Annotated in this window: 27 protein-coding genes; 15 read left to right on the top strand and 12 right to left on the bottom strand. The window is 66.7% G+C overall.

The genetic code is table 11. The features are described from left to right. Window positions 1-8: 8 nt before the first annotated feature. Genes exbB through ACO07I_RS05195 form a run of 3 tightly spaced genes read left to right on the top strand, consistent with a single transcriptional unit; the run spans window position 9 to window position 2,036 of the window. A complete protein-coding gene (exbB, locus tag ACO07I_RS05205) occupies window positions 9-875 on the top strand; it encodes a tonB-system energizer ExbB (protein WP_422015012.1) in 867 nt (288 codons plus the stop codon). A 4-nt stretch (window positions 876-879) separates the two neighbouring features. Beyond that, the gene (gene exbD / locus ACO07I_RS05200) at window positions 880-1,293 is read left to right on the top strand and encodes a TonB system transport protein ExbD (RefSeq protein WP_422015010.1); all 414 of its coding nucleotides are present in this window, start codon (window positions 880-882) and stop codon (window positions 1,291-1,293) included. Beyond that, window positions 1,290-2,036 (top strand): energy transducer TonB, encoded by a 747-nt coding sequence (locus ACO07I_RS05195; protein ID WP_422015008.1) that lies wholly within the window; start codon window positions 1,290-1,292, stop codon window positions 2,034-2,036. Before exbD ends, ACO07I_RS05195 begins: the two co-directional genes overlap by 4 nt. A gap of 13 nt (window positions 2,037-2,049) precedes the next feature. On the opposite strand, the gene ACO07I_RS05190 is transcribed toward ACO07I_RS05195, so the two are convergent. Beyond that, window positions 2,050-2,463: a hypothetical protein gene (locus ACO07I_RS05190; protein WP_422015006.1), complete on the bottom strand. Its 414-nt coding sequence runs from the start codon at window positions 2,461-2,463 to the stop codon at window positions 2,050-2,052. Between the two features lie 72 nt (window positions 2,464-2,535). On the opposite strand from ACO07I_RS05190, the gene ACO07I_RS05185 reads away from it, so the two are divergent. After that, window positions 2,536-3,750, top strand: a complete 1,215-nt coding sequence (locus ACO07I_RS05185) for an MFS transporter (RefSeq protein WP_422015004.1) — start codon at window positions 2,536-2,538, stop codon at window positions 3,748-3,750. A gap of 103 nt (window positions 3,751-3,853) precedes the next feature. Then, window positions 3,854-4,267 carry a lysozyme inhibitor LprI family protein gene (locus tag ACO07I_RS05180; RefSeq protein ID WP_422015002.1) on the top strand — a complete coding sequence of 138 codons (414 nt, stop codon included), beginning with the start codon at window positions 3,854-3,856 and terminating at the stop codon, window positions 4,265-4,267. A 63-nt stretch (window positions 4,268-4,330) separates the two neighbouring features. On the opposite strand, the gene hemA is transcribed toward ACO07I_RS05180, so the two are convergent. From hemA to ACO07I_RS05165, 3 genes are all read right to left on the bottom strand, one after another. Then, window positions 4,331-5,554: a 5-aminolevulinate synthase gene (hemA, locus tag ACO07I_RS05175; protein ID WP_422015000.1), complete on the bottom strand. Its 1,224-nt coding sequence runs from the start codon at window positions 5,552-5,554 to the stop codon at window positions 4,331-4,333. Between the two features lie 106 nt (window positions 5,555-5,660). Then, window positions 5,661-6,014 (bottom strand): hypothetical protein, encoded by a 354-nt coding sequence (locus ACO07I_RS05170; protein WP_422014998.1) that lies wholly within the window; start codon window positions 6,012-6,014, stop codon window positions 5,661-5,663. Window positions 6,015-6,016: 2 nt separating this feature from the next. Then, complete coding sequence (locus ACO07I_RS05165; RefSeq protein WP_422014996.1) at window positions 6,017-7,429, bottom strand: aspartate aminotransferase family protein; 1,413 nt, start codon at window positions 7,427-7,429, stop codon at window positions 6,017-6,019. A 201-nt stretch (window positions 7,430-7,630) separates the two neighbouring features. Between ACO07I_RS05165 and ACO07I_RS05160 the strand changes: the two genes are divergently transcribed. The 7 genes from ACO07I_RS05160 (at window position 7,631) to ACO07I_RS05130 (ending at window position 15,549) form a co-directional block, all read left to right on the top strand. Further along, the gene (locus ACO07I_RS05160; RefSeq protein ID WP_422014994.1) at window positions 7,631-9,247 is read left to right on the top strand and encodes an ABC transporter substrate-binding protein; all 1,617 of its coding nucleotides are present in this window, start codon (window positions 7,631-7,633) and stop codon (window positions 9,245-9,247) included. A 103-nt stretch (window positions 9,248-9,350) separates the two neighbouring features. Then, entirely contained in the window at window positions 9,351-10,346 is a 996-nt protein-coding gene (locus tag ACO07I_RS05155) for an ABC transporter permease (RefSeq protein ID WP_298316426.1), read from the top strand. A 1-nt stretch (window position 10,347) separates the two neighbouring features. Beyond that, window positions 10,348-11,286 carry an ABC transporter permease gene (locus ACO07I_RS05150; RefSeq protein WP_422014992.1) on the top strand — a complete coding sequence of 313 codons (939 nt, stop codon included), beginning with the start codon at window positions 10,348-10,350 and terminating at the stop codon, window positions 11,284-11,286. Between the two features lie 9 nt (window positions 11,287-11,295). Beyond that, on the top strand, window positions 11,296-12,318 hold the full coding sequence (locus tag ACO07I_RS05145; protein WP_422014990.1) for an ABC transporter ATP-binding protein: 1,023 nt from the start codon (window positions 11,296-11,298) through the stop codon (window positions 12,316-12,318). Then, on the top strand, window positions 12,311-13,348 hold the full coding sequence (locus ACO07I_RS05140) for an ABC transporter ATP-binding protein (RefSeq protein ID WP_422014988.1): 1,038 nt from the start codon (window positions 12,311-12,313) through the stop codon (window positions 13,346-13,348). The genes ACO07I_RS05145 and ACO07I_RS05140 overlap by 8 nt, the downstream gene beginning before the upstream one ends. Window positions 13,349-13,468: 120 nt before the next feature. Continuing rightward, entirely contained in the window at window positions 13,469-14,662 is a 1,194-nt protein-coding gene (locus tag ACO07I_RS05135; protein ID WP_422014986.1) for a M20 aminoacylase family protein, read from the top strand. Between the two features lie 26 nt (window positions 14,663-14,688). Continuing rightward, on the top strand, window positions 14,689-15,549 hold the full coding sequence (locus tag ACO07I_RS05130) for a DUF6671 family protein (RefSeq protein WP_422014984.1): 861 nt from the start codon (window positions 14,689-14,691) through the stop codon (window positions 15,547-15,549). Between the two features lie 77 nt (window positions 15,550-15,626). Here the strand turns inward: ACO07I_RS05130 and ACO07I_RS05125 are convergent, their stop codons facing one another. The 6 genes from ACO07I_RS05125 to ACO07I_RS05100 all read right to left on the bottom strand — a co-directional run bounded on the left by ACO07I_RS05125 (window position 15,627) and on the right by ACO07I_RS05100 (window position 21,772). Next, on the bottom strand, window positions 15,627-16,661 hold the full coding sequence (locus ACO07I_RS05125; protein ID WP_422014982.1) for a succinylglutamate desuccinylase/aspartoacylase family protein: 1,035 nt from the start codon (window positions 16,659-16,661) through the stop codon (window positions 15,627-15,629). Then, window positions 16,661-17,563, bottom strand: a complete 903-nt coding sequence (locus ACO07I_RS05120; protein ID WP_422014980.1) for an ABC transporter permease — start codon at window positions 17,561-17,563, stop codon at window positions 16,661-16,663. The genes ACO07I_RS05125 and ACO07I_RS05120 overlap by 1 nt, the downstream gene beginning before the upstream one ends. After that, entirely contained in the window at window positions 17,560-18,540 is a 981-nt protein-coding gene (locus ACO07I_RS05115; protein ID WP_422014978.1) for an ABC transporter permease, read from the bottom strand. Before ACO07I_RS05115 ends, ACO07I_RS05120 begins: the two co-directional genes overlap by 4 nt. A 28-nt stretch (window positions 18,541-18,568) precedes the next feature. Continuing rightward, window positions 18,569-20,227 (bottom strand): peptide ABC transporter substrate-binding protein, encoded by a 1,659-nt coding sequence (locus ACO07I_RS05110; RefSeq protein WP_422014976.1) that lies wholly within the window; start codon window positions 20,225-20,227, stop codon window positions 18,569-18,571. 27 nt (window positions 20,228-20,254) lie between these two features. Further along, window positions 20,255-21,031: an orotate phosphoribosyltransferase gene (locus tag ACO07I_RS05105; RefSeq protein WP_422014974.1), complete on the bottom strand. Its 777-nt coding sequence runs from the start codon at window positions 21,029-21,031 to the stop codon at window positions 20,255-20,257. 111 nt (window positions 21,032-21,142) lie between these two features. Continuing rightward, window positions 21,143-21,772 carry a trimeric intracellular cation channel family protein gene (locus ACO07I_RS05100; RefSeq protein WP_422014972.1) on the bottom strand — a complete coding sequence of 210 codons (630 nt, stop codon included), beginning with the start codon at window positions 21,770-21,772 and terminating at the stop codon, window positions 21,143-21,145. A gap of 61 nt (window positions 21,773-21,833) precedes the next feature. On the opposite strand from ACO07I_RS05100, the gene ACO07I_RS05095 reads away from it, so the two are divergent. Continuing rightward, a complete protein-coding gene (locus ACO07I_RS05095) occupies window positions 21,834-22,505 on the top strand; it encodes a DUF1345 domain-containing protein (RefSeq protein WP_422014970.1) in 672 nt (223 codons plus the stop codon). Beyond that, complete coding sequence (locus ACO07I_RS05090) at window positions 22,502-22,999, top strand: TspO/MBR family protein (protein WP_422014968.1); 498 nt, start codon at window positions 22,502-22,504, stop codon at window positions 22,997-22,999. The genes ACO07I_RS05095 and ACO07I_RS05090 overlap by 4 nt, the downstream gene beginning before the upstream one ends. On the opposite strand, the gene ACO07I_RS05085 is transcribed toward ACO07I_RS05090, so the two are convergent. Further along, window positions 22,996-24,441 carry a DHA2 family efflux MFS transporter permease subunit gene (locus ACO07I_RS05085; RefSeq protein ID WP_422014966.1) on the bottom strand — a complete coding sequence of 482 codons (1,446 nt, stop codon included), beginning with the start codon at window positions 24,439-24,441 and terminating at the stop codon, window positions 22,996-22,998. The genes ACO07I_RS05090 and ACO07I_RS05085 overlap by 4 nt on opposite strands. 81 nt (window positions 24,442-24,522) lie before the next feature. Between ACO07I_RS05085 and ACO07I_RS05080 the strand changes: the two genes are divergently transcribed. Continuing rightward, a complete protein-coding gene (locus ACO07I_RS05080; protein ID WP_422014964.1) occupies window positions 24,523-24,918 on the top strand; it encodes a DUF333 domain-containing protein in 396 nt (131 codons plus the stop codon). Window positions 24,919-25,032: 114 nt separating this feature from the next. Here the strand turns inward: ACO07I_RS05080 and ACO07I_RS05075 are convergent, their stop codons facing one another. Next, a complete protein-coding gene (locus ACO07I_RS05075; RefSeq protein WP_422014962.1) occupies window positions 25,033-25,212 on the bottom strand; it encodes a hypothetical protein in 180 nt (59 codons plus the stop codon). Window positions 25,213-25,305: the final 93 nt, after the last annotated feature.

The raw sequence follows: 25,305 nt of genomic DNA, 5'->3' as shown, positions 1-25,305 counted from the left end.
TGGTATTCATGAAGGTTGTTCGTCGTCTGCTGGTTCTGCTCCTGCTGTTCCCGTCGTTGGCCTGGGCTCAAGCGCCGGCCGCCCCGGAGGCCACGCCGTCGGCTGCGCCGGCGCCCGCCACAGCGCCTTCCGCCGTAGCGCCGCCCGCGGCAACGACCGCGCCCACCGATCCCGCGCTACCGGCCGCGACCGCACCGGCGCCTGCTGCCGCGGCGCCGGCTGCGGCTCAGGCGGTGCTGCCGAAGGACCTGTCGGTCTGGGGCATGTTCATGGCGGCGGACTGGGTGGTGCAGGGGGTGATGATCGGGCTGGTGCTGGCCTCGGTGCTGACCTGGACGGTGTTCGTGGCCAAGAGCCTGGAACTGGCGATGGCGGTGCGGCGTCAGCGGCGGCTGCTGGCCGCGCTGGACTCAGCGCCCTCGCTCGACAAGGCGCCGGCCAGCGACCTGGTGGCGGCGGCAGAGGCCGAGCAGAGGCTGAGCGCCGACACGGTCGACGATCGCGACGGGCTAAAGGAGCGCGTGGCCTCTCGGCTGGAACGGCTGGAGGCGGCGACCGGCCGGCGCATGCTGAAGGGCACGGGTGTGCTGGCCACGATCGGCTCGACGGCGCCGTTCGTGGGCCTGTTCGGCACGGTGTGGGGGATCATGAACTCCTTCATCGGCATCTCACGCTCGCAGACGACCAACCTCGCGGTGGTGGCGCCCGGCATCGCCGAGGCGCTGCTGGCGACGGCGCTGGGCCTCGCGGCGGCCATCCCGGCGGTGGTGATCTACAACCACTTCTCGCGCCGCGTGACGGCCTATCGGGCGCTGGTGGGCGACACGTCGGCTGCGGTGCTGCGGCTGGTCTCGCGCGACCTGGGACGGAGGTAGCCCGATGTCGGTGAAGCTGGACCACGGCGACGACGAACTGGCGGAGAACCACGAGATCAACGTCACGCCGTTCATCGACGTGATGCTGGTGCTGCTGATCATCTTCATGGTGGCCGCGCCGCTGGCCACCGTGGACGTGCCGGTCGACCTGCCGGTGTCGACGGCGGAGCGGCAACCGAAACCCGATACGCCGCTCTATCTGACCCTGAAGGACGACCTGTCGTTCACGCTGAAGGACACGCCGGTGAGCCGCGAGGCGCTGGCCAAGGCGCTGGACGAGGCGACGGGCGCTAAGAAGGACGAGCGCATCTTCCTGCGGGCGGACAAGGCGGTGCCCTATGGCGAGCTGATGCAGGCGATGAACGTGCTGCGGACGGCGGGCTACCTGAAGGTGGCGCTGGTCGGGCTGGAGCAATGAGGGAGGCGGCCCGCTGGATCGGCTCGTTCGCGTTCGTGCTGGCGCTGCACGCGGGTGCGATCCGGATCGCGCTGGGCTGGGTGCACGGCGAGGTGCCGTATTCGCCGCCGCCGGCGGCGATCATGCTGGAATTGGCGCCGCTGCCGGCGGCGCCCGAGGCCCTGCCCAACGAGGCGCCACCGGGGCCGGAGCTGAGCGAGGTGCTGCCCGAGCCCGAGGAACCGCCGCCGGTGGAGATGCCGCCGCCGGTGCAGGCGGAGGTGACGCTGCCCGATCCTGAGCCGCCGCCGCCGCTCGACCTCAAGCCGCCGCCGCCGCCCAAGCCGGTGGAAAAGAAGAAGGTGGAGAAGAAGCCGCCGCAGCCCAAGGTCTCGGCCCCGCAGGCGGCACCGGAGCAGTCGAGGGTCGCAGCGGCGCCGATGCCGGGCGCCTCGGTCGAGCCGCCGTCGAACACGCTGCCGACCTGGAAGGGGCTGCTGCTGCGACACCTGGAACGGCACAAGCGCTACCCGTCGGAGGCGCAGCGGTCGCGCCACGAGGGCGTGACCTATGTGCGGTTCACGATGAGCCGCGACGGTCGCATCCTCGCGGCGCGCATCGAGCGGCCCTCCGGGCATGCCGCGCTCGACCAGGAGGGACTGGAATTGCTGCAGCGGGCGCAGCCGCTGCCGCCGCTGCCCCAGGATCAGCCGGGCGAGAGCCTGGAGATCGTCGTGCCCGTACAGTTCTTCCTCAGGAGGTGAGGAAGGGCCGCAATCAGCCGACGACGAAACTCTGATACATGAACTGGAGGTCGGCGCTTTCCTGCGGTGTGATATCGCCGTCGAGGACGCGGCCTTCCCACGAACGCAGCTTGCGCTTTATGTCGACCGGCGTGCGCGGGCTCAGCAGCACCATGAAGAACTGCTCATGCGGCGAGAGTTCGCGCTCGCGCCGGTAGCCGAACGGGCCGGCGCCGGGCGTGCGGGCCTGAGCCGGCTCCTGCGCCGCAGCGGAGGAGGGGGCGGCGACGCGCGGCAGAACGGCGTCGTCGATCACCTGGTCCCAGGTGAGGCCTGCCTCCCGCACCATGGCCGAGGCGAGCTTGGCGGCGGCCAGCGCCTCCTGGGCGTGGCTGCTGTCGAGGATCTCGAGGACCTTGACCAGTGTGTTGCGATTGAAGGTGGACACTTGCGTTCGGCGCCTTTGACTATCGCGTGAGCAACGGGCACTAAGTCCCTACAACATATAGATGGATGTGCCTTGGATCAAGGCAAGCCCCCCGCCAACGCTTTCCCGGTCTATCTTGCAGGTCTCGCCACCTGGTTCGTGCCGCTGGGCATTCAGATGGTGCTGTTCCCGTGGCTGGTCGCCGTGGTCCTGCACATGGATGCCTTCGCCGTGGGCGTCGCGCAGGCGGCCGTCATGGCTCCGTCGCTGCTCTTCCTGCCGCTCGGCGGCCTGGTCGCCGACCGGGGCAACGCCCGCCGGCTCCTGCTGCGCTACCACCTGATCTATGCCCTGCCGCCGCTCGCCCTGGCGCCGGTCCTGTGGTCCGACGGGCTGAGCTATCCGCTTCTGATCGCCTACGGCATCGCCGCCGGCGCGATCGGCGCCTTCGCCATCCCGACCCGCGATGCCCTGCTGCCGGTGGTGGCGCCCAAGGGCGGCCTGCCCAAGGCGGTGGCGCTGGCGACGGCGCTGCAGTTCGGCGGCCAGTTGCTGGGCATCGCCTGCGCCTCGACCGCCGACCGGTTCGGCGCCCTGCCGCTCCTGCTGCTGCATTCCGGCATGGTGCTGGCGGGCTGCATCTTCGTGCGCCAGCTGCCCGACCCGCCGCCGCATCCGAAGACCGAACACCCCGGCTTCTGGCGCAGCATCGGCGAGGGCGTCTCGGCCGCCGCGAAGTCCGACCAGATATGGCCGGTCCTGCTGCTCAACTTCGGGGTCGGCATCTTCTATGTCGGGCCGTTCATGGCGGTGCTGCCGCTGGCGATCCGCGACCATTATGCCGGCGGTGCGGCCGAGCTCTCCTACATGAACCTGGCCTTCTGGGCCGCGACCATCGTGGCCAGCATGGCGCTGGTCGGTCTCGCGCGGCGGCTGACGTTGCGCGGACGCCTGATCGGCAGCGCGGTGCTGACGGGCGCGGTGGTCCTGCTGTTGCTCGCGACGCTGCCGCCGTTCCCGGTGTTCCTCGTCCTGATCTTCGTCTGGGGCCTGGGGGCCGGCATCACCATGACGCAGAGCCGGACGGTGGTGCAGATCGTGGCACCGGCCACGCACCGGGCGCGGCTGATGTCTTTGTTCCAGCTGGGCCTGAGCGGCGGCGGCCCGATCGGCGCCTTCCTGACCGGCACGATCTGCTCGATCTGGGGCCTCAAGGCCGCGCTGCTGATCCCCGCGATCGCGATGCTGCTGATGATCGCGATCGTCTTGCTGCGCTCGCGCCTCTGGTCGATGCGGACGGTGGAGTAGGGCTGGCGTCGACCAACGAGCTGTCTGATAGACAGGCGATCCGCTTGCATCATCGTGCGTACTCGGAGAAGTTGTGACGCGAGCGGCATAACTGGAGTTCGCGATGACCTGGCGTCTGATTGTCGTGTTTCTCCCAATCCTCCTTTTGGCAATCGATGCGCATGCAGATGTTACAAACTGCGACAGCGGCCAAGGTACCGTGGCCTATGCTCAATGCATGGCGGCGGTATTGATCGAGGAGGAAAGGAAACTCGATGATGCCTTCAAGGCGGCACTCGACAGACTTCCAGAACGGCCGATGTCCGCCGTTCTGGATTCGCGGAAGACGACCGCGCAACTCAGGACGCACCTGATAAAGGCGCAAGAGGCATGGCACCTCTACGCTCAAGAAAGCTGTGCGTTTGTCGGAGCTATGCAGGGTGGCGGTCTGTGGGTGGGAATATTCACCACGGGCTGCCTCATAGTCGAGACGAGATCCCGCATCAAAGCCCTTCAGACGCTTCCAGGTCCGCCTTGACGCAAGCTCGCGACATGCGAAAGCGCGTGACCTGACCGGGAAACCTGCCCGGCCCGGCCTCGCCTACTCGGCGGCGGCGCGGGAGCCGAGGCCCAATGTCTGCCACACGTCCTGCAGGGCGGCGACCAGGCGCGCGATCTCGTCGTCGCCGTGCATCGGGGTCGGTGTGAGGCGCAGGCGCTCGGTGCCGCGCGGCACGGTGGGGTAGTTGATCGGCTGCACGTAGATCGCGTGACGCTCGAGCAGCAGGTCGCTCGCCTGCTTGCAGAGGGCGGCGTCGCCCACGAAGACCGGCACGATGTGCGTGGTCGAGGGCATCACCGGTAGGCCGGCGGCGGCAAGGCGACGCTTCAGCGTGTTGGCGCGCTCCTGGTGGCGGACGCGCAGCTCGGGCTGGCCGCTGACCAGGCGCACACTGGCGAGCGCTGCCGCGGCGATCGCCGGCGGCAGTGAGGTCGTGAAGATGAAACCCGAGCCGCAGGAGCGTACGAAGTCGACGGTAGCCGCGGTCGAGGCGATGTAGCCGCCGACCACGCCGAACGCCTTGGCGAGCGTCGCCTGCACGATATCGACCTTGTCGAGCACGCCGTCGCGCTCGGCCACGCCCGCGCCGCGCGCGCCGTACATGCCCACGGCGTGGACCTCGTCGAGATAGGCGAGGGCGCCATGGCGGTGGGCGACGTCGCAGATCTCGCCGATCGGCGACACGTCACCGTCCATCGAATAGACCGACTCGAAGGCCACGATCTTCGGCGTCGCGGGATCGGCGGCGCTGAGAAGCTCTTCGAGATGCCGCGGATCGTTGTGCCGGAAGATACGGCGGGTGGCGCCCGAGTGCCGGATGCCGGCGATCATCGAGGCGTGGTTGAACGCGTCGGAATAGAGCTCGCAGCCCGGCAGCAGGGCGCCCAGCGTCTGCAGGGTCGTTTCGTTGGCGACATAGCCCGAGGTGAAGACGAGGGCGGCCTCCTTGCCATGAAGCGCGGCCAGTTCGCGTTCCAGCGCGGCATGCAGCGTGTTGGTGCCCGAGATGTTGCGCGTGCCGCCCGCGCCCGAACCTTGCGCGCCGATCGCGGCCTGCATCGCCTCGACCACGGCCGGATGCTGGCCCATCGCGAGATAGTCATTGCTGCACCAGACCGTGACGTCGCGCGGCGCCTCGCCCTCGCGATGGAGGCGGGCGCGCGGGAAGGCACCGACGATGCGTTCCAGTTCGGCGAAGACGCGATAGCGCCCCTCGTCGCGAAGGCGGCACAGATGGCCGTTGAAGAAGGCTTCGTAGTCCATGGCCAAGTGTCTCCCGCGCACTCACTCCAGGCGCAAGGCGCTTTTTGTCCGCAGTCACAATTGGTCGCGTTGACGTGCGTCAAACGAGAACGATTCGCAGCGACCGTCAGCGCAGCAGCGGAAGGAAGAGCGCGACGCTGAGGAAAAGCGAGACCGAGAGAAGAGGGAGGGCGCCGAGCCAGCGCGTCTGGGGCGGCAGGCCTTCCCAGTGGCGCAGCGTCGGTACGGCAGCCCAAAGGGCAAACAAAAACCCCAGCACCCAGAACAGCAGGGCGAGGGGCATTGCGACGTTCACCTGGTCGTCGGTGGCCGTCGAGATGCCGAAGCCCACGACGGCCGGCGGGATCGCGGCGGTGAACAGCGACACCGCCCAGATCGCGCGGGTACGGATTCGCTGGCCCGTTCCGAAGGGCGGCGGTCGAACGGCCGTCGCGCCGCCGCCTTCGGAACCGGCACTCACGGTCAGCCCTTGAACAGGCCTTCCGACTTGAGGTCGGCCAGCGTGGCGTCGAACGCCTGACGCAGGCGGCCGAACAGGTCGCCGAGCTCGGTCTCATTGATGACCAGCGGCGGACAGATGGCGACACGATCGCCCATGTTGCGGATGAACAGGCCGCGCGCCACGGCGTGGTTGTAGACGCGCAGACCGGCGGCGCCGGGCGCCCCGAGCTCGAACGGCGCCTTGGTCTTCTTGTCGGCGACGATCTCGATCGCGCCCATCATGCCGATGCTCATCGCCTCGCCGACCAGCGGGTGATCGGCAAAGGACTGGACGTGCTGGGTGAAGACCGGGCTCATGCGCTTGGCGTGACCGAACAGGTCGGTCTCGTCGTAGATCTTCTGCGCCTCGAGTGCGACGGCGGCGGCGACCGGATGGCCGGAGTAGGTGAAGCCATGGCCCCAAGTGCCGATCTTGTCGCTCTCGCTCATCAGCGCCTGGTAGACCTTCTCGCTCACCATCACTGCCGAGATCGGCAGGAACGACGCCGACAGCGCCTTGGCGCAGGTCAGGATGTCGGGCTTGATGTTCATCGTCTGGCTGCCCCAGACGTTGCCGGTGCGGCCGAAGCCGCAGATCACCTCGTCGGCGACGAACAGCATGTCGTACTTGCTGCAGACCGCCTGGATCTTCTCGTAGTAGCCCTTGGGCGGCACGATGACGCCGCCGGCGCCCATCACCGGCTCACAGATCATCGCGGCGACTTGGTCGGCACCGCCTTCCTTGATGATCAGCGCCTCGAGTTCCTCGGCACAGCGCGTGGCGAACTGCTCCTCGGTCTCGCCCTCGACGCCGAAGCGGTAGAAGTGCGGGCAAGTCGTGTGCAGCACGCCCTGGATGGGGAGGTCGAACGACCGATGGTTGGCCGGCAGGCCAGTCAGGCTCGCGGAGGCCACGGTGACGCCGTGATAGCCCTTGGTGCGCGAGATGATCTTCTTCTTCTGCGGCCGGCCCAGCGCATTGTTCATGTACCAGACCATCTTCACGACCGTGTCGTTGGCCTCGGAGCCGGAATTGGCGAAGAACACCTTCGACATCTCGACCGGCGCCATCGACTTCAGCTTCTCGGCGAGGTTGATCGCGGGCTCATGGGAGCGCTGGTTGAAGGCGTGATAGAAGGGCAGCTGCTTCATCTGCTCGTAGGCGACCGTCGCCAGCCGCTCGTTGCTGAAGCCCAGCGCCGCCGACCAGAGGCCGGCCATGCCCTCGATGTATTCCTTGCCGTCGTCGTCCATGACGTAGACGCCGCGGCCGCGCACGATGGTCAGGGGACCGGTCTGCTCGTGCTTCTTGAAGTTGGTGTAGGGGTGGAGATGGTGGGCGATGTCCCGCGAGGCGTTGGAATTGCCGCGGAAGCTGCGAGAAACGTCATTCATACCGGTACCCCTGAACTATGGTGGCGCGCACGATAGCCCGCCCGAGGCCGAAGTACACTGTATCTGACCATGCAAATTTTTTGTGCAATTGACGGCCCCAGAGCCGCGGTGCAATTTGTGTGAAATATCGCTGACGCAGGGCCGGTGGCCGGGGAGGCCCTCTTGCGCATGCGAACGGGGACTATCGAAGGGGTTGTATTCATGCACTTCAAACTGCGGCATTCAGTGGCGCTGGCGGCGCTCGCCTGCGCCGGCTTCGCGTTCGCGCCGGCGGCCGACGCCAAGACGTTCAAGTGGGCCAATTCGGGCGACGTCAGCTCGATGGATCCCTACGCCCGCCAGGAGACGTTCCTCCTGACCTTCACCGCCAACATCTACGACCCGCTGGTTCGCCGCGACAAGGACCTGAAGCTCGAGCCGGCGCTCGCCACCAAGTGGGGCCAGACCAGCCCGACCGAGTGGTTCTTCGACCTGCGCCCGGGCGTGAAGTTCAGCGACGGCACGCCGTTCACTGCCGACGACGTCATCTTCTCGATCAACCGCGCCAACGGCCCGGGTTCTAACGTCAACGGCAACTTCTCCTCGATGAAGGAGATCCGCAAGGTCAACGACCATCGCGTCGAGGTCACGACCAACGTTCCCGATCCGCTGCTCGCCGACAAGTGGGCGTCCATCTCGATCATGTCGAAGGCCTGGGCTGAGAAGAACAACGCCATGCAGCCGGCGGACATGATCAAGAACGAAGAGAACTTCGCGACCCGCAATGCCATGGGCACCGGCCCCTTCATGCTGAAGGAGCGCCGCGCCGGCGAGAAGACGGTGCTCGTCCCGAACCCCACCTGGTGGGACAAGCCGGTCCATAACCTCACCGAAGTGGTGTTCACGCCGGTTCCGAACGCCGCGACCCGCATCGCCGCGCTCAAGGCGGGCGACATCGACATGACCTACGAGGTCCCGCCGGCCGACACCGACAACCTCAAGAAGGACGCCAACATCAAGGTCCTGGAAGGGCCGGAGACGCGCGTCGTGTTCCTCGGCTTCGACCAGGAGCGCGACGAACTCGTCGAGTCGAACGTCAAGGGCAAGAACCCCTTCAAGGACAAGCGCGTCCGTGAGGCGATGCACCGCTCGATCGACGTCGATGCGATCAAGCGCACCGTCATGCGCGGCCAGTCCTTCCCGACCAACCTGATGGTGGCGCCGGGCATCAACGGCTACACCAAGGAGCTGGACAAGCGCCCGGCGCTGCTGAAGCCCGAGGAAGCCAAGAAGATGCTGGCCGACGCCGGCTATCCGAACGGCTTCGAGACGGGCATGGATTGCCCCAACGACCGCTACGTCAACGACGAGAAGATCTGCCAGGCCGTCGTGGCGATGCTCGCCAAGATCGGCATCAAGGTGAATCTGCGCGCCCAGACGCGCAATCTCTACTTCGCCAAGATCCTGCGCAGCACGGCGGACGGCAAGCCGAGCAACACCAGCTTCTACATGCTGGGCTGGTCGCCGGCGACGACCTACGACGTGCACAACGTCTTCGAGCAGATCATCCAGACGCCGGACGTGAAGGCCAAGAAGGGCCTCTATAACGCCGGCGGCTACTCGAACAAGAAGTTCGACGAGCTGTCGAACAAGGTCGAGGTCGAGACGGACAAGGCCAAGCGCGATGCGATGATCGCCGAGGCCACCAAGATCTACGTCGACGACTTCGCGTACATCCCGCTGCACCAGCAGGCGCTGGTCTGGGCGACCCGCAAGAACGTCGACCTTGTCCAGCCGGCCGACAACAGCTTCCCGCTGCGCTTCGTCAACCTGAAGTAGCTCCGGCAACCCAGGCCCGGCCCCGGCGCAGATACCCTGCGACCGGGGCCGGTTCCGTTATGGCGTCATTCCTGCTAGGGCTGCGCCAGGCCAAGAACAGCAAATGCTCGCCTTCATCCTCAGACGTCTTCTTCAATCGATCGCCGTCCTGCTGACGGTCGGTCTGGTGTCCTTTTCACTCTTTCGCTATGTCGGCGATCCGATCAATTCGATGGTCGGCCAGGACACGCCGGCGAGCGAACGCGAGGCGCTGCGTGAGCGGCTCGGCCTGAACGACGCGGCGCCGATCCAGTTCCTGCGCTTCATCGGCAACGCGGCGCAGGGCAAGTTCGGCCTGAGCTACCGCACGTCGGAGCCGGTCGGCCGGATGATCCTGGAGCGCCTGCCGGCCACTCTGGAACTTTCGTTCTGCGCCGCCGTCTTCGCCCTGTTCGTGGGCGTGCCGATGGGCGTCTATACCGGCCTCTATCCCAAGCACTGGTCGAGCCGGCTGATGCAGGCCGTCTCGCTCATAGGCATATCGCTGCCTACTTTCGTGATCGGCATCCTGCTGATCCTGGTCTTTGCGGTCTGGCTGCACTGGCTGCCATCCTTCGGGCGCGGCGAGACGGTCATGCTGTTCGGCTGGTGGCCCACCAACTTCCTGACCATCAAGGGCCTGCAGGCGCTGATCCTGCCGTCGATCACGCTGGGCCTGTTCCAGCTCACGCTGCTGATGCGGCTGGTGCGCTCGGAGATGCTGGAAGTGATGCGCACCGACTACATCAAGTTCGCGCGGGCGAGGGGCCTCACCAACCGGGCGATCAATTTCGGCCATGCGCTGAAGAACACGCTGGTGCCGGTGATCACCGTGACCGGCCTGCAGCTGGGCGCCCTGATCGCCTTCGCGATCGTGACGGAGACGGTGTTCGCCTGGCCGGGCGTCGGTCAGCTCTTCATCCAGTCGGTGCAGTTCTCCGACATTCCCGTGATGGCCGCCTATCTGATGTTGATCGGTCTTCTGTTCGTGCTGATCAACCTCACGGTCGATCTTCTGTATTTCGTCGTCGATCCGCGCCTGCGCAGCCAGGGCGGAGCGGCGCGCGTGGCGGGGCATTGAGATGACCGACCGTTCAACCTCTCAACCCGGCTGGCTGCACAAGGTTACCGACAGCGACATCTGGTGGAGCTTCAAGTCCTCGTCGCTCACCGTCGTCGCCGCGATCGGGACGATCCTGATCATCGTCATCGCCTTCCTCTCGCCGGTGCTGGCGCCGCACACGCCGTTTGACCCCGCGACGCTCAGCCTGAGCGACGGGCTGAAGCCGCCGGTGCTGCTGTCGCCCGACGGCGACTGGGCCTTCCCGCTCGGGACCGACGACCAGGGGCGGGACATCCTTTCTTCGATCATGTACGGCACGCGGCTCTCGCTGGTCGTCGGCTTCGCCTCGGTGGTCGTCGCCATGACGATCGGTATCGCGCTGGGCCTGCTCAGCGGCTACTTCGGCGGCGCCGTCGACGCCCTGATCATGCGCATCGCCGACGTGCAGCTCACCTTCCCGGCGATCCTGGTGGCGCTGCTGATCGACGGCATCGTGCGCAGCGTGATCTCGGTGCAGCGGCACGACGAGATCGCGGTCTTCGTGATCGTCGGCGCCATCGGCCTCAGCTTCTGGGTCCAGTACGCGCGCACCGTCCGTGGCTCCGTGATGGTCGAGAAGAACAAGGAATACGTCCAGGCGGCGCGGGTGATCGGCCTCTCGCCGCTGCTGATCATGGTGCGTCACGTCCTGCCCAACGTGACCGGTCCGGTACTCGTGATCGCCACCATCAACCTGGGCCTCGCCATCATCACCGAGGCGACGCTGTCGTTCCTGGGCGTCGGCCTGCCGTCGACCGAGCCTTCGCTCGGAACGCTGATCAGGCTGGGCAACGACGTGCTGCAGTCCGGCGACTGGTGGATCACCGTCTTCCCGGCCGCCACGCTCGCGGCGCTCGTCCTGGCCGTCAACCTGCTGGGCGATTGGCTGCGCGACGCCCTCAATCCCAAACTGCGATAGTCACGACAGATGGCCGCCGCATCGAACAATCAACCGCTCCTCGAAGTCCGCAACCTGCGGGTCGAGTTTCCGACGCGCCGGGGCACCTTGCTCGCCGTCGACGACGTCTCCTTCGACATCGCGCCCGGCGAAGTGCTGGGGGTGGTGGGCGAATCCGGCGCCGGCAAGTCGCTGACCGGTAACGCCATCATCGGCCTGCTGGAGCCGCCGGGCCGCGTTGCCGGTGGCGAGATCCGCCTCGAAGGGCGGCGCATCGACAACCTGCCCTATGAAGAGATGCGCCGGATCCGCGGCGCGCAGATCGGCGCGATCTTCCAGGATCCGCTGACCAGCCTCAATCCGCTCTATTCGGTGGGCCGCCAGCTCATCGAGACGATCCAAACCCACATGCCGCTCTCGGCCAGCCAGGCCAAGGCGCGGGCGATCGAACTCCTGAAGGAAGTGGGCATTCCCGGCGCCGAGATGCGCATCGACCACTATCCGCATCAGTTCTCCGGCGGCATGCGCCAGCGGGTCGTAATCGCGCTGGCATTGTGCGCCGACCCGCGACTCATCGTGGCGGACGAGCCCACGACCGCGCTCGACGTGTCGATCCAGGCGCAGATCATCGCTCTGCTGAAGCGGCTCTGCCGCGAGCACGGCACGGCGGTGATGCTGGTCACGCACGACATGGGCGTGATCGCCGAGACCGCCGACCGGGTCGCCGTGATGTATGCCGGCCGGGTGGCCGAGATCGGCCCGGTGCGCGAGGTCGTGAAGCACGCCAAGCATCCCTATACGAAGGGCCTCATGGGCTCGATCCCGAGTCTCGGCGTGCGCACCGACCGGCTGACGCAGATCGACGGCGCCATGCCGCGTCTCACCGAGATCCCTCAGGGCTGTGCCTTCAATCCGCGCTGCACCTTCAAGGGCCAGCGCTGTCTGGTCGAGCGACCGAACCTGATGCCGGCCGGCGCCACGCGCGCGGCCTGCTGGCTGCATGACAGTGGCGGCGTCGGCGCCCCCATCCTCAAGGAGACGGTCGATGCCTGACGGCGGCGCCGATTTTGTCCGTATCGCAGGGCTGAAGCGTCATTTCGACGTGTCGGCGCCGTGGCTGGTGCGCAAGCTCGAGGGCCGGCCGCGCCAGGTCGTGCAGGCGGTCGACGGGATCGACATCGAGATCGCCAAGGGCGAGACGTTTTCGCTGGTGGGCGAGTCCGGCTGCGGCAAGTCGACGGTGGCGCGCCTGGTGGTCGGGCTCTATCCGCCCACGGCCGGCCGCATCGAGTTCGACGGCAACGACATGGCGGGCCGCCACAGCCGGTCGGACATGGCCGCACTTCGGCGGCGCATGCAGATGATCTTCCAGGACCCGTTCGCCAGCCTCAATCCGCGCTGGCGCGTGTTCGACATCATCGCCGAACCGATCCGCGCCTTCGGCCTCTCGACCGGCAAGGCCGACCTCGAGGCCCGGGTCGCGGCGCTTCTGCGGCAGGTGAAGCTGAACCCGGCCGACGGCCGCAAGTATCCGCACGAGTTCTCGGGAGGCCAGCGCCAGCGCATCTCGATCGCGCGCGCCCTCGCCAGCGAACCGGAATTCCTGGTGTGCGACGAGCCGACCTCGGCGCTCGACGTCTCGGTGCAGGCGCAGATCCTGAATCTGATGGTCGACCTGCAGCGCCGGCTGCAGCTCACCTACCTGTTCATCAGCCACAACCTCGCGGTCGTCTACCACATCTCCACGAGAGTGGGCGTGATGTACCTCGGCCGTCTGGTCGAGGTCGCGCCGACGGACACGCTGTTCCGGCGGCCCAAGCACCCCTACACGCGGATGCTGCTCGACACGATCCCCGACCTCGAGATGACGGGCCGCCAGCGGAGCCCGGTCGGCGGCGAGGTGCCGAGCCCGATCAATCCGCCCTCTGGCTGCACCTTCCACCCGCGCTGTCCCTTCGCCAACGACCGCTGCAAGGCCGAGCGGCCCAAGGCGCTGCCGATCGAGGGCGGCACGGTCGCCTGCCACGCGATCGAGGAAGGCCGGCTGCCGATCGAGGACCGGACCTACGCGCTGAACACCTGAAGCCGCCTGGCTCGCGCTTCCTCCATCAGACCTGATGTGCGTCGGCGGACGCCGAGCGTGCTTGATCTGTGGCGGGGGTCGCTTACGATCCGGCGCAACATTTTCAATGGAGATTTCAGGATGCCGGTCATCAACCGCATTGCCTCGTTCCACAAGGACATGACCGCGTGGCGCCATGATATTCACAGCCACCCGGAGACGGCCTTCGAGGAGGTGCGGACGGCCGACGTGGTCGCTGAGAAGCTGGAGAGCTTCGGCATCGAGGTCCATCGCGGCCTGGCCAAGACCGGTGTCGTGGGCGTGCTGCGCTCGGGCACGTCCAATCGCGCGATCGGCCTGCGCGCCGACATGGATGCGCTCGATGTTCACGAGACCAACCAGTTCGATCACAAGTCGACGATCCCCGGCAAGATGCACGCCTGCGGCCATGACGGTCATACGGTGATGCTGCTGGGCGCCGCGAAGTACCTCGCCGAGACCAAGAATTTCGACGGCACCGTCTACTTCATCTTTCAGCCGGCCGAGGAGAACGAGGGCGGCGGGCGCGTGATGGTGGAAGAAGGGCTGTTCGAGAAGTTCCCGGTCGAGGGCGTCTATGGCATGCACAACATTCCCGGCATCCCGGTCGGCAAGTTTGCCGTCCGTCCCGGGCCGATGATGGCCGCCTACGACATCTTCGAGGTCGTGCTGAAGGGCGTCGGCGGCCACGGCGCGATGCCGCAGCACACGATCGACCCGGTCGTGGTCGGCGCGCACATCGTGACGGCGCTGCAGTCGATCGTGGCGCGCAACGTCGATCCGATGGACACCGCCGTCGTCTCCACGACACAGATCCATGCCGGCGACGCCTGGAACGTGATCCCGCAGGAATGCGTGCTGCGCGGCACGGTCCGCACCTTCAAGAAGCCGGTGCAGGACCTGATCGAGAAGAACATCGAGAAGATCTCACGCAATGTCGCGGCGGGCTTCGGCGCCGAGGTGGTGAAGTGGCGCTACGAGAAGCGCTATCCGGCGACCGTGAACAGCGTGCAGGAGACCGAGTTCGCCGCCCAGGCCGCGGCCTCGCTGGTCGGGCTGGAGAACGTCAACCGCAATCCGACGCCGGCCATGGGCTCCGAGGACTTCGCCTGGATGCTGCTCAAGAAGCCGGGCTGCTACATCTGGGTCGGCAACGGCGACGGCGTCGGCAGCTGCATGGTCCACAACCCGGGCTACGACTTCAACGACGAGATCCTGCCGCTCGGCGCGTCCTACTGGGCGACCCTGGTCGAGCAGCAACTCGCCCGCCAGGCTCTGCCGCAGGCCGCGGAGTAACGCGAAGCTTCGATTCGGTCACGGCCGTGTCAGGCACGCATCCATACGCCAGTGCCCGCATCGCACTGGCGACGATGCACGAGAAGGAGCGGGCCCTGGGGCCCGCCTTCCGGCGCGTGCTCGGCGCGGAAATCGTTTCCGTCCCGGAACTCGACACCGACACGCTCGGCACCTTCTCCGGAGAGGTCCCGAGGCCCGACGCGCTGGTGGAGACCTCGCTGCTGAAGGCCGAGATGGCTTTCCGGACGATGGACGTCGACTGCGCGGTCGCGAGCGAGGGCAGCTACGGGCCGATCGACCGGGTGCCTCTGGTCTCGAGCGGCGTCGAGATCCTGGCCTTCATCGACCGCAAGCGCGGCCTGCGCCTGATCGATACCTATCCGACTCATCATACGAGCTGGCGGCTGTCGCGCTTCCGCGCCGGCGACCCGGCCCGCCTTGCCGTGCTCCGTGCCATGGGCTTCCCGCGCTATGGCGTGTTCGTCGCCTGCAGCAGCGACATGGACCATCCCGTGAAGGGCCTCGCCACCGAGGAAGAGGTGATCGCCACCATGGACCGCGAGGCCGAGCGCTCCACGGAAGGGCTGGCGGTGCTCTATTCGGACATGCGCGCCCATCGCAACCCGACCCGCATGAAGGTGCTGCGCGCCGCAGGCTGGCAGCTCGCCAGGCGCCTGCAGTGTCTCTGCCCGAAATGCCGTTCGCCGGGCTTCGGCCGCATCCAGTCGCGCCGCGGCCTGCCCTGCGAGGTCTGCGGCGATCCCACCCACTGGATCGACTTCGAGATCGATGGCTGCAACGCCTGCGGCCACGCCGAAGCGCGGCCGCGCAAGGACGGGCGACGCATCGCGCCGAAGCTCTCCTGCAAGAGCTGTCGCACGGCGTAGCAATGGAGCGCGCCACTCCCGTGGCGCTTCAAGCTCTCAAGATAAGAGCGCCACAGGAGTGGCGCGCTCCAATGAAACTAAACCGCCAGATCCGTCGCCAGATGGAACAGGCAGTCGCCGCGTTCGCAGCGCGCCGGGACGCGCTTGCAGAGGACGAGGCCGGCACGCTTGAACGTCACCACCTCCGGCTCGCGCCAGGGCGTGTGATGGAAGTGGATGCGGCCGGCCGGCTGGTCGGCCTTCACTTCGTCGCCCAGCTCGACCAGCGGCTCGAACAGGCCGCCGTCGGTCGCGTAGACGTAGTAGTCGTCGCCGCCGATCTCGGTGAAGCGGGTCTCGGTCAGTGCCGGCACCGCACCCTGCAGCAGGCCGACATGGGCGAGCACGCGACGCATGCCGTCCTCGGCGACCTTGAGCGAGCCCGGCGTTACGAGACCCCCGCCGCCCAGCTCCGTTCCCATGCCGACCACGCCCTGGCGATAGGTGGCCGACGTGAAGGTACGGCCGCCCCCCTGCGGCGCGGCCGAGATGTAGCTGACGGGCGCGCCGAAGGCTTTCAGCAGGCCCATGACCTTGTCCATTCGCGCGGCATCCTGATGGCGCGGCGCCAGCGCGCTCGGGATGTAGGTGAGCGAGCTGCCGCCGGAATGGAAGTCGAAGGCGTAATCGAAGCCCGGCAGCAGCGCGTGCTCGATCCAGTAGGCGATCTGCTGCGTGATCGTGCCCTCGGCGTCGCCAGGGAAGGAGCGGTTGAGATTGCCCTCGTCGATCGGCGAAGTGCGGCGGCCTTCCATGGCGGCCGGGAAGTTGGCCGAGGGCAGGATCACGAGACGGCCCTTGATGTCCTTCGGTTCGATCGCGCGGATCAGGTTGCCGAGGCCGATCTGTCCCTCCCACTCGTCGCCATGGTTGCCGGCCTGCATCAGCACGTTCGGCCCCTCGCCATTCTTGATGCGCACGATGGGAATCGGGATCCAGCCGTAGGCGGAGCGATGCACGGAGTGCGGCACGCGCACGAAGCCGGTGGCCTTGCCCTCGGCGTTGAGGTCGATGTCCGGCGTGAGCCGGCTCATCGCGGTGAATTCGGTGGATTTCAGCGTCGCGTCGGTCATCAGCGTCTCTCGCTTCTGGGATCGAGGGCATCCTGCAGTCCGTCGCCCAGGAAGTTGAAGGCGATCACGGTCAGGAAGATCAGCAGGCCCGGCCACAGGGCCAGCACGGGGGCCTCCTGCAGCAGTTCCTGGGCACCGGTCAGCATGTTGCCCCAGCTCGCCGCCGGCGGCTGGATGCCGAGGCCGAGAAACGACAGGGTCGATTCGAACAGGATCAGCGTGCCGACTGACATGGTGGTGGCGACGACCAGCGTGCCGGCCGTATTGGGCAGGATGTGGCGGAACATGATGCGGCCGGGCCGTGCGCCCAGCGCCACGGCCGCGCGGGTGAAATCCCGTGCCTTGAGCGACAGGGTTTCGGCGCGCACCAGGCGGGCCACGGTCGTCCAGCCGGTCAGCGCCACGATCACCACGATGCGATAGAGCGAGAACATCTCCGATTGGGCGATCTCCGCCGGCACGCCCAGCTTCCGCGGATCGACGGCGGCCAGCACGATCAGGAGTGGCAGCAGCGGCAGGGAGATGACGCCGTCGGTGAGGCGCATCAGGAAGGCATCCAGGTGCCCGCCGAGATAACCCGCGAGCACGCCGATGAAGGCGCCCAGGATCGCCGATAGGACCGCGCCGGAAATGCCGACCAGCAGCGAGACCCGGCCGCCGTCGAGCAGGCGCTGGAAGAGATCGCGGCCGAGATCGTCGGTGCCCAGCCAGTGGCGGGCGGATGGGCCCTCGAAGCGGCGAAAGAGGTCGGTTTGAGTCGGGTCGATGCCGCGCAGCTCGGCAATGAGGGGCGCGGCGAGCGCCAGCACGAGCATGACGGCGAGAAAGGCGAGGGAGATCCAGGCGAGGCGGTGGCGCAGCATGCGCCGCCAGGCCGTCGGCGGGAGGGCCACTGCTGTCATGGCGTGGCCTCGGCCAGCGAGACGCGCGGGTCGACCCAGGCATAGGTCAGGTCGGCCAGCAGGTTGCCGCCGATGGTGGCGGCCGTCGCCACCAGCAGGCCGACGAGGGCGAGGTTGTAGTCGTTCTCCAGGATAGCCTGGTAGATCGCCTTGCCCATGCCGGGCCAGGCGAACATCGTCTCGGTGATCAGCGCGCCCGAGACGAGGCCGCCGAAGGAGAGGGCGAGGATCGTCAGGACCGGGGACAGCGCATTGGCGAAGGCGTGACGCCACAGCACGATGCGCTCGGACGCGCCCTTGGCCCGGGCCGTTCGCACATAGTCCTGGCGCAGCGCCTCGATCATCGCGCCGCGCATGAACCGGGTGTAGCCGCCGAGCTGAACGAGGGTCAGCGTCAGGACCGGCAAGGCCAGATGGCGCAGCTGCTCGGCCAGGGCCGTTGTCCACGGCGTGCCGGTCCGGATGTCGGCCATGCCGCCGGCCGGCAGCCAGCCAAGCTTCACGGCGAACAGGGTGATCAGCAGCAGCGCCAGCCAGAACGGCGGCGCCGAGATGCCGCCGAAGCACAGGAGGTTGATCAGGTAGTCTGCACGGCTGCGCGGATGCGCGGCGGCCCACATGCCGAGCGGCAGGGCGATCGCCACCGAGATGACGAAGGCGATGCCGGCGAGCAGCAGCGTGTTGAGCAGGCGCGGCCACAGCACGGTCAGCACGGGCTGGCCGAAGGAGCGCGAGTAGCCGAAATTGCCCTGCAGGGCCTGCAGGAGCCAGGCCAGGTATCGCTCGAACAGCGGCTTGTCGAGACCGTAGGCGGCGCGCAGGCGGGCGGCGTCCTGGCTGGTCATGGTCGGGTCGCCCGAAATCATCATGTCGATCGGATCGCCCGGCATCAGCCCGATCAGCAGATAGACGACCAGACTCATCAGCAAGAGGGTGACGGCGGTCTGGACGGCGCGCGTCACGAAATAGCGGGTCATGCCCTCATCCTGGCAAACTTGCCGCCATCTAGTTCTCCCAGCGCCATTGCTCGACCCACAGAGTCGAGCTGTTGAGCGTGCCGGTCGGCGTCACGCCTTTGAGCGGCTTGGGGATCACGAAGGGGTCGACCCGGAAGAACAACGGTAGGGAAGGCAGGTCGTCGGCCGCCAGTTTCTGGATCTCGGCGAACAGCGCACGTCGCTTGACGACGTCAAGTTCGCGTTCGGCGGCGTCGAGCGCCTTGTCCATCTCAGGGTTGGCGTAGCCCGGATAGTTCTGGCCGCTCCACCCGTTGGCAGCCGAGGGAATCTCTTTGGAATGGAGCGACGAGCGCGGCACGCCCTCCGGCCGCTGCACCCAGGCGTACATGCCCAGCCCGCCATAGGTCCGCTTGCCCATGGCGTCGAAGAAAATGCGCGGCGGCTCGGCCTTGAGTCGCACCTCGATGCCGACCTGACGCAGCTGGCTCTGGATCACCTGCGCCACCAGTTCGCGCACGCGATTGCCGGCGGTGGTGCCGAGTTCGACGGAGAGACGTTCGCCACCGGCGTTCTGCCGGACATTGTTGCGCAGCGTCGAGAAGCCGGCCTCGTCCAGCAGCTTGCGGGCGGCCGCAGGGTCGTAGCCGTACTGGCGGGCCGCCGGGCTGAACATCGGGTCTAGGTCGCTGATTCCGCCATGGGCTATCGGTTGCTTGCCCTCGAACAGCTTCTCCGAGATGGCCTTGCGGTCGATCGCCAGCAGCATGGCCTGGCGCACCCGCCGGTCGGACAGCAGCTTGTTGTCGAGATTGACGTCGATATGTTCCCAGATCAGCGCCGGCTTGTAGACGACGTTGTACCTGTCCTTGTGGCGTTTCTCGAAAGCGATGGCCTGGTCGAGCGACAGGCCTAGTTCGCCCAGCACATAGTCGACGCTGCCTGAAAGAAGGTTGGCTTCGAGCGCCGCGGTGTTCTCGATGATGCGGACCGTGATGCGCTTGAAATGCGGCTTCTCGCCCGTCCAGGTCGGATTCTGCTCCAGCACGATCCGGCTGCCGGGAACGATCTCGGTGATGCGGAAGGGGCCGAAGGCGAGGCCGGGATTGGTTGATTGGGTGTCGTAGGCCGTCGTGTTTCGATACTCGGCCGGATTGGCGTCGAAGATCGGCTTCTCGATGTGCGCCGGCAGCAACTGGAGGCCAATGCTGTTGTAGTCGAAGGTGACGCGGTCGATCGTCATGGTGAAGCGACGGTCGTCCTTCACGTCGAGCTTGATGATCCGCTTGTACCCTTCTGAAGAAGCAACGCCCGAGAGAGGATGCTGCCCGACCTCCAGGGTGAAGGCGACGTCCTTCGCCGAGACGGGGGTGCCGTCGCCCCAGCGCATGTCGCGCAGTTCAACGTCGATCTCCATGCCTTTCTTGCCGTCGGCAAGATCGATCACGCGAGCCCTGCCGTTCTCTATCGTGGGCAATTCGGTGCAGACCAGGCAGACCAGCGTCCAGTCGGCGTCGTAGGCCGTGACCGGCCGCGCTGTCATGTTGGCGATCAGCGACTTGGCCAGCATGGAGCTGATGATCGGGTTCCAGGTCCCCGGCATCTGCGTCATGGCAACGACGAGTTCGTCCTTGGCCTGCGCCTTGACGGCGACAGGAGAGGCGAGGGCGCCAAGCGCCAGGAAGGTCGAGAGGAGGCGGCGGATCATGTCCGCCGCACCGTAGCAAAGAGCCGGCTAGCGGCCCAGCACGCGCGACGGCGGTCGGCCGCCATGGCTGGCCGACCACTTTTCAGGCGCTTCAAGGAAGGCGCGCGTTTCGGTGAGGCCCATCTCGTCGAAGTACTTGTGCTTTTCAGCGGCTTCCAGCGCGTCCCACCAGGTGGCCAGCGCATGCAGCTTCACGCCGGCCGCGGCCAGCATCTCGATGCTCTGCGGGAAGATGCCGTAATGGAAGACCACGAAGCAGTCCGTGACCTTGGCCTCGGCCTTCTTCAGTGCCTCGATGAAGACCAGCTTGCTGCCGCCGTCTGTGGCGAGGTCCTCGACCAGCAGGACGCGCTTGCCGGGTTTCAGCTCACCCTCGATCTGAGCCATGCGGCCGAAGCCCTTGGGCTGCTTGCGCACGTAGATCATCGGCTTCTTGGAGAGGGCCGCGAGGAAGGCGGCGAACGGGATGCCAGCAGTTTCGCCACCGGCGACCACGTCGATCTTGTTCCAGCCGATGGCCTTCTCGATCGCCTTGTGGGCGTGCGCCATGATCTTGGCGCGGGCTTCCGGAAAGGAAATGATCTTGCGGCAGTCGATATAGACCGGGCTCGCCCGTCCCGACGTGAAGATGTACGGGTTCTCCGGGCGGCAGTGGATGGCCTCGATCTCCAGCAGCAGACGGGCCGTGTCCCGCGCTTCCGGCGTGCCGCTGGCGCGGTCCGAATTCGCCTTTGGAGTCAACTTCTTGGCGGCCTTGGCTGCGGGCGCAGTTTCAGTCGACTTGAGCTTCTTCTTCGTCGCCATGCTGCTCTTTCCCCCACGCCGCTTGCGACAAAATGACGGCCGTGTGTTTAGCGTCCATGCACCGGACCGGCAAGGGCGCGGCGAGCATTCTGGCGACAAGAAGGCGAAATATTAGTCAGTCTCAGGGTGAAACTTGTGCCGGGTGACGGCCACGGGCAGGCGCCATCCCCGGTAGATCGACATCAGACGCAGGAACAGGCAGAGACCGGCACCGGCCAGCGCCGTCGGGAGCATGGGCCAGCCGGCCCAGAACCCGAGGGAAATCGTGCCGGCACCCGCCAGGGCGGCCACGGCATAGAGTTCGGAGCGGAGGACCGTCGGGACCTGGAGGGTGAGGAGGTCTCGCGCGACGCCGCCGCCGATGCAGGTCACCGTACCCAGCATGGCTGCCATCAAGGGGTTGAGTCCGTAAAGAAGGGCCTTCTCGGTGCCGGTGACGGCGAAAAGACAGAGACCTGCCGCGTCGAACAGCAGTACTGGCGTCCGCAACCGGTCGATCCTGTCGGAAGCGAAGAATCCGACCAGCCCCGCCGCTGCCGTCGCCGCCAGATAGCGCCAGTCGACGATGGCGGCCGGCGGCACGGCCCCGATCAGGAGGTCGCGCGCCAGCCCGCCGGCGACCCCGGCCAGCCAGGCGACGACCAGCACGCCGAACAGATCCAGCTGCTTGCGCACACCTCGCGTGGCGCCACTGATGGCGAACACGAAGGTGGCGACCAGATCCATTGCGTCGAAGAGCATGCCGCACTTTACAGCGATTGCCGCCCGCCGCCGAGCTGCCAGAGTGATACATGGAGCCAGCATGACCGAGTCGACCGTCCCACCCCGCGGCTTTCGCCGCTTCGTCCACGCCCGCACGCGGCTGTTGATCGCGTTGGCTGCGGGCCTCGCGCTGTTCCTGCTTCTCCCGCAGGACATGAGAATCGAGACGAGGGGGCTGCTGGGCTGGGACCTGACGGCGCTGGCCTACATCGTGATGACGCTGGTCATGATCGCCAGGTCAACGGTGGAAACCTGCTACGCGCGGGCGGCCTACTATGACGAGGGCGACTGGGTCATCCTCCTGGTGGTCGTCGTGAGCGCGAGTGCGAGCTTCGCCACGATCTTCTCCGAACTCGCGGCCCTGAAGACGCCGCACGGCTCCCTGTGGCACGCGCTCGTCCTCACCGGGGCAACCGTGGCGCTGTCCTGGACGTTCACGCACCTCGTGTTCACCCTGCACTATGCCAACATCTATTACCGGCCCGACGATGACGGGCCGGGCGGGCTGGAGTTTCCCGGCGACCGTCCCCCGGACTACGCAGACTTCCTCTACTATTCATTCGTGATCGGCTGCGCCGCCCAGACAGGCGACGTCGGCACGGTTTCGCCGGCCATGAGGCGAATCACACTCGTCCACGGCATCGTTTCCTTCGTATTCAATACGGCGATCCTCGCCCTCACCATCAACGTCGGAGCGAGCCTGCTGTCATGACCATAAAACGACCTGATCTCGGCACCGGCAGGGACCTGCTGGCCCTCGCCTTGTTCGTCGGCATCTGCCTCGCCATAGGAGGACTGGGGGGTGCCGTGACGGCCTCCAGCGTGGCCGAGTGGTATCCGACGCTGAACAAGCCGTCGTTCAATCCGCCGAACTGGGTGTTTGGGCCGGTCTGGACCACACTCTACGTGATGATGGGCATCGCGGCCTGGCGCGTCTGGCGGGCGGTAGAGCGGGACACTGCCCGGGGCCCGCTCGCCGTGTTCGCGCTCCAACTCGCGGTCAACCTAGGCTGGAGCATCGCCTTCTTCGGGCTTCGAGACCCTGGCCTCGCCGTTGTGGTAATCGTCGTGCTCGACCTGCTGGTGCTTGCGACGGCGCTCATGTTCCGGCGAATCGACGGTCTGGCGGCACTCCTGCTGGTGCCGTACCTGGCCTGGATCGCCTTCGCGACGATTCTGAACGTGGCCGTCTGGCGCTTGAACTAGTGCTCGCTCGAATGGTCGGCAGACTTGTCGTGCTTGCTGATGTCGCCGCCGTCATCGGACTTCAGCTCCATGAACACGACCGATGAGGCGATCGTCATGACCCCCAGGATCAGAAACGCCCGCTGCACGCCGTAGATCATCGCGCCGGCGTGGGAGTGCAGCTCCGACGGGACGAACATCGCGGCGATCAGGGAGGCGCCGGCGACGCCGAAGCTGATCGAGAGCTGCTGGCCGGTGGACGCGATGGTGCTGGCGCCGCTGGTCTGCGACCCGGAGACGTCGGCATAAACCAGCGTGTTCATGCTGGTGTATTGCATCGATGTGAACAGGCCCAGCACGAAGGCCTGCAGGACGATGCGCCAGATCGGGGTCTCCGCTCCCACGGTCGCGAAGGACATGATGAGCAGGCCGACGACGATCGTGTTGAAGACCAGCACGTTGCGATAACCGAAACGCGCCAGGATCGCCGGCATGAAGCTCTTCAGCCCGATCGAGGCAATGGCCTGCGGCAGAACCAGCAGGCCCGACTGGATCGGCGAGAAGCCCAGTCCGATCTGGTAGAGCAGCGGGAAGAGGAACGGGATGCCGCCCAGGCCCAGCCGGGTGAAGAAGCCGCCGTTCACGGCCGCCCGGAAGGTGCGAATCCTGAAAAGGCCGAGATTGAGCAGCGGGAACTCGGTCAGCATGGCGCGGATGCCGTAGCCCGCCAGCATGGCGGCCGAGACCGCCAGCAGGATGACGATCTCCTGGCCCGAAAGGGTGTTGTCGCCGAACACCTCGAGCACATAGGACAGCAGGGCGATGCCCCCGCCGAACAGAACCAAGCCCAGTACGTCGAGTGGATGGGTCTTCTGCTCGCGATAGTCGGGCAGGTAGCGGCCGACGAAATAGAGGCCGACGAGCCCCACCGGAATGTTGACGAAGAAGACCACGCTCCAGTGCAGCCAGTGAACGATCGCGCCGCCGGCCACGGGACCGATCATGGGGCCGATCAGGCTGGGAATGGCGACGAAACTCATCGCCCTCACCAGGTCGGCCTTGCCGTAGGTGCGGGCAAGGGTCATGCGTCCGACCGGCATCATCATGGCGCCGCCCACACCCTGGAGCACGCGGCAGGCGACCAGCATCTCGATGCTTGTCGCCAGGCCGCAGAGCAGCGATCCGAGGCAGAAGACGGCGATCGCCGCCACGAAGACGCGCCGCGTCCCGAACCGGTCGGCCATCCAGCCGCTCACCGGAATGAACACGGCCAGGCTCAACGTGTAGCTCGCCAGGACCGACTTCACGTTGAGCGGAGTCACGTCCATGGCCTTGGCAATGGCGGGGACGGCGGTGTTCAGGATCGTCGTGTCGAGCGACTGCATGAAGAACGCCACGGCGACCAGCCAGGGCAGCAGCCGCTTGATGTTGACGTCGGGCAAGGGGGATGCGGGCGTGCTCATGTTCAATTCGGCTGCAGTCTGGCCCCGGACCTGTTGAAGACGCAATGCACCGATTCGTATAGGGTTGGGCGGGAGGCCCTCGTGTACCGGATCTTCGTTTCAGGTATTATTCTGCTGTGGGCGACCGCCGCCGGGGCGCAGCCTCGCCTGGCGAATCCGGCGTCCGTCAATTGCACGCAGCAGGGCGGTACGCTGACGATCGAGCGCCGGCCCGACGGCGGCGAGTTCGGAGTCTGCATCTTCGCCGACAATTATCAGTGCGAGGAATGGGCGCTTTTTCGCGGGGAGTGCCCGAAGACAGGCCTGCGGGTAACCGGCTTCGCCACTCCGGCGGGGCGGTACTGCGCCATCACCGGCGGGCGCTATTCGGTCACGTCCCCTCCCGGCGCAATGCCGGAACTCGGAACCTGTGCCCTCCAGGACGGCAAGGTCTGCGAGGCCGAGGCCTACTATGGTGGCACCTGCCCCGGGCGGTAGTTGGCCTAGATCCCGCGTGGCGGCAGAGCCTGACGCAGCCGCCGCGCGGACAAAGTAAAGGCGCGGCTCCCTGAAACAGGGTGAAGCCGCGCCCTTTCACGCCGTTGGAAAAGGCTAGCGGGTCGGGGTCGAGTAGGTGGTGGTGGTCGTCGTCGGGGTATAGGGATCGGACGAGACGGTCGTGGTGCGCTGGGTCGTGGTCTGGGCCGGGACCTCGACGACGCGTTCGCTGCGGACCGAGCATCCAGCGACGACCGTGCCGACCAGCGTAACAAGAACGATTGACTTGATCATGGGGGCTCCTGTGCCTGCAATTGATGCAGCGCAACGGGAGCGTTGCGTGCGGGTTGCGTCCGCGCGCAATGGATCGCTGTGCGGTGGTGCTGC

It is taken from the genome of Reyranella sp. (genome assembly GCF_965227665.1).
Lineage (GTDB): Bacteria > Pseudomonadota > Alphaproteobacteria > Reyranellales > Reyranellaceae > Reyranella.
The sequence above is the reverse complement of the archived record's forward strand: the minus strand, read 5'-3'. Positions and strand labels throughout refer to the sequence as shown.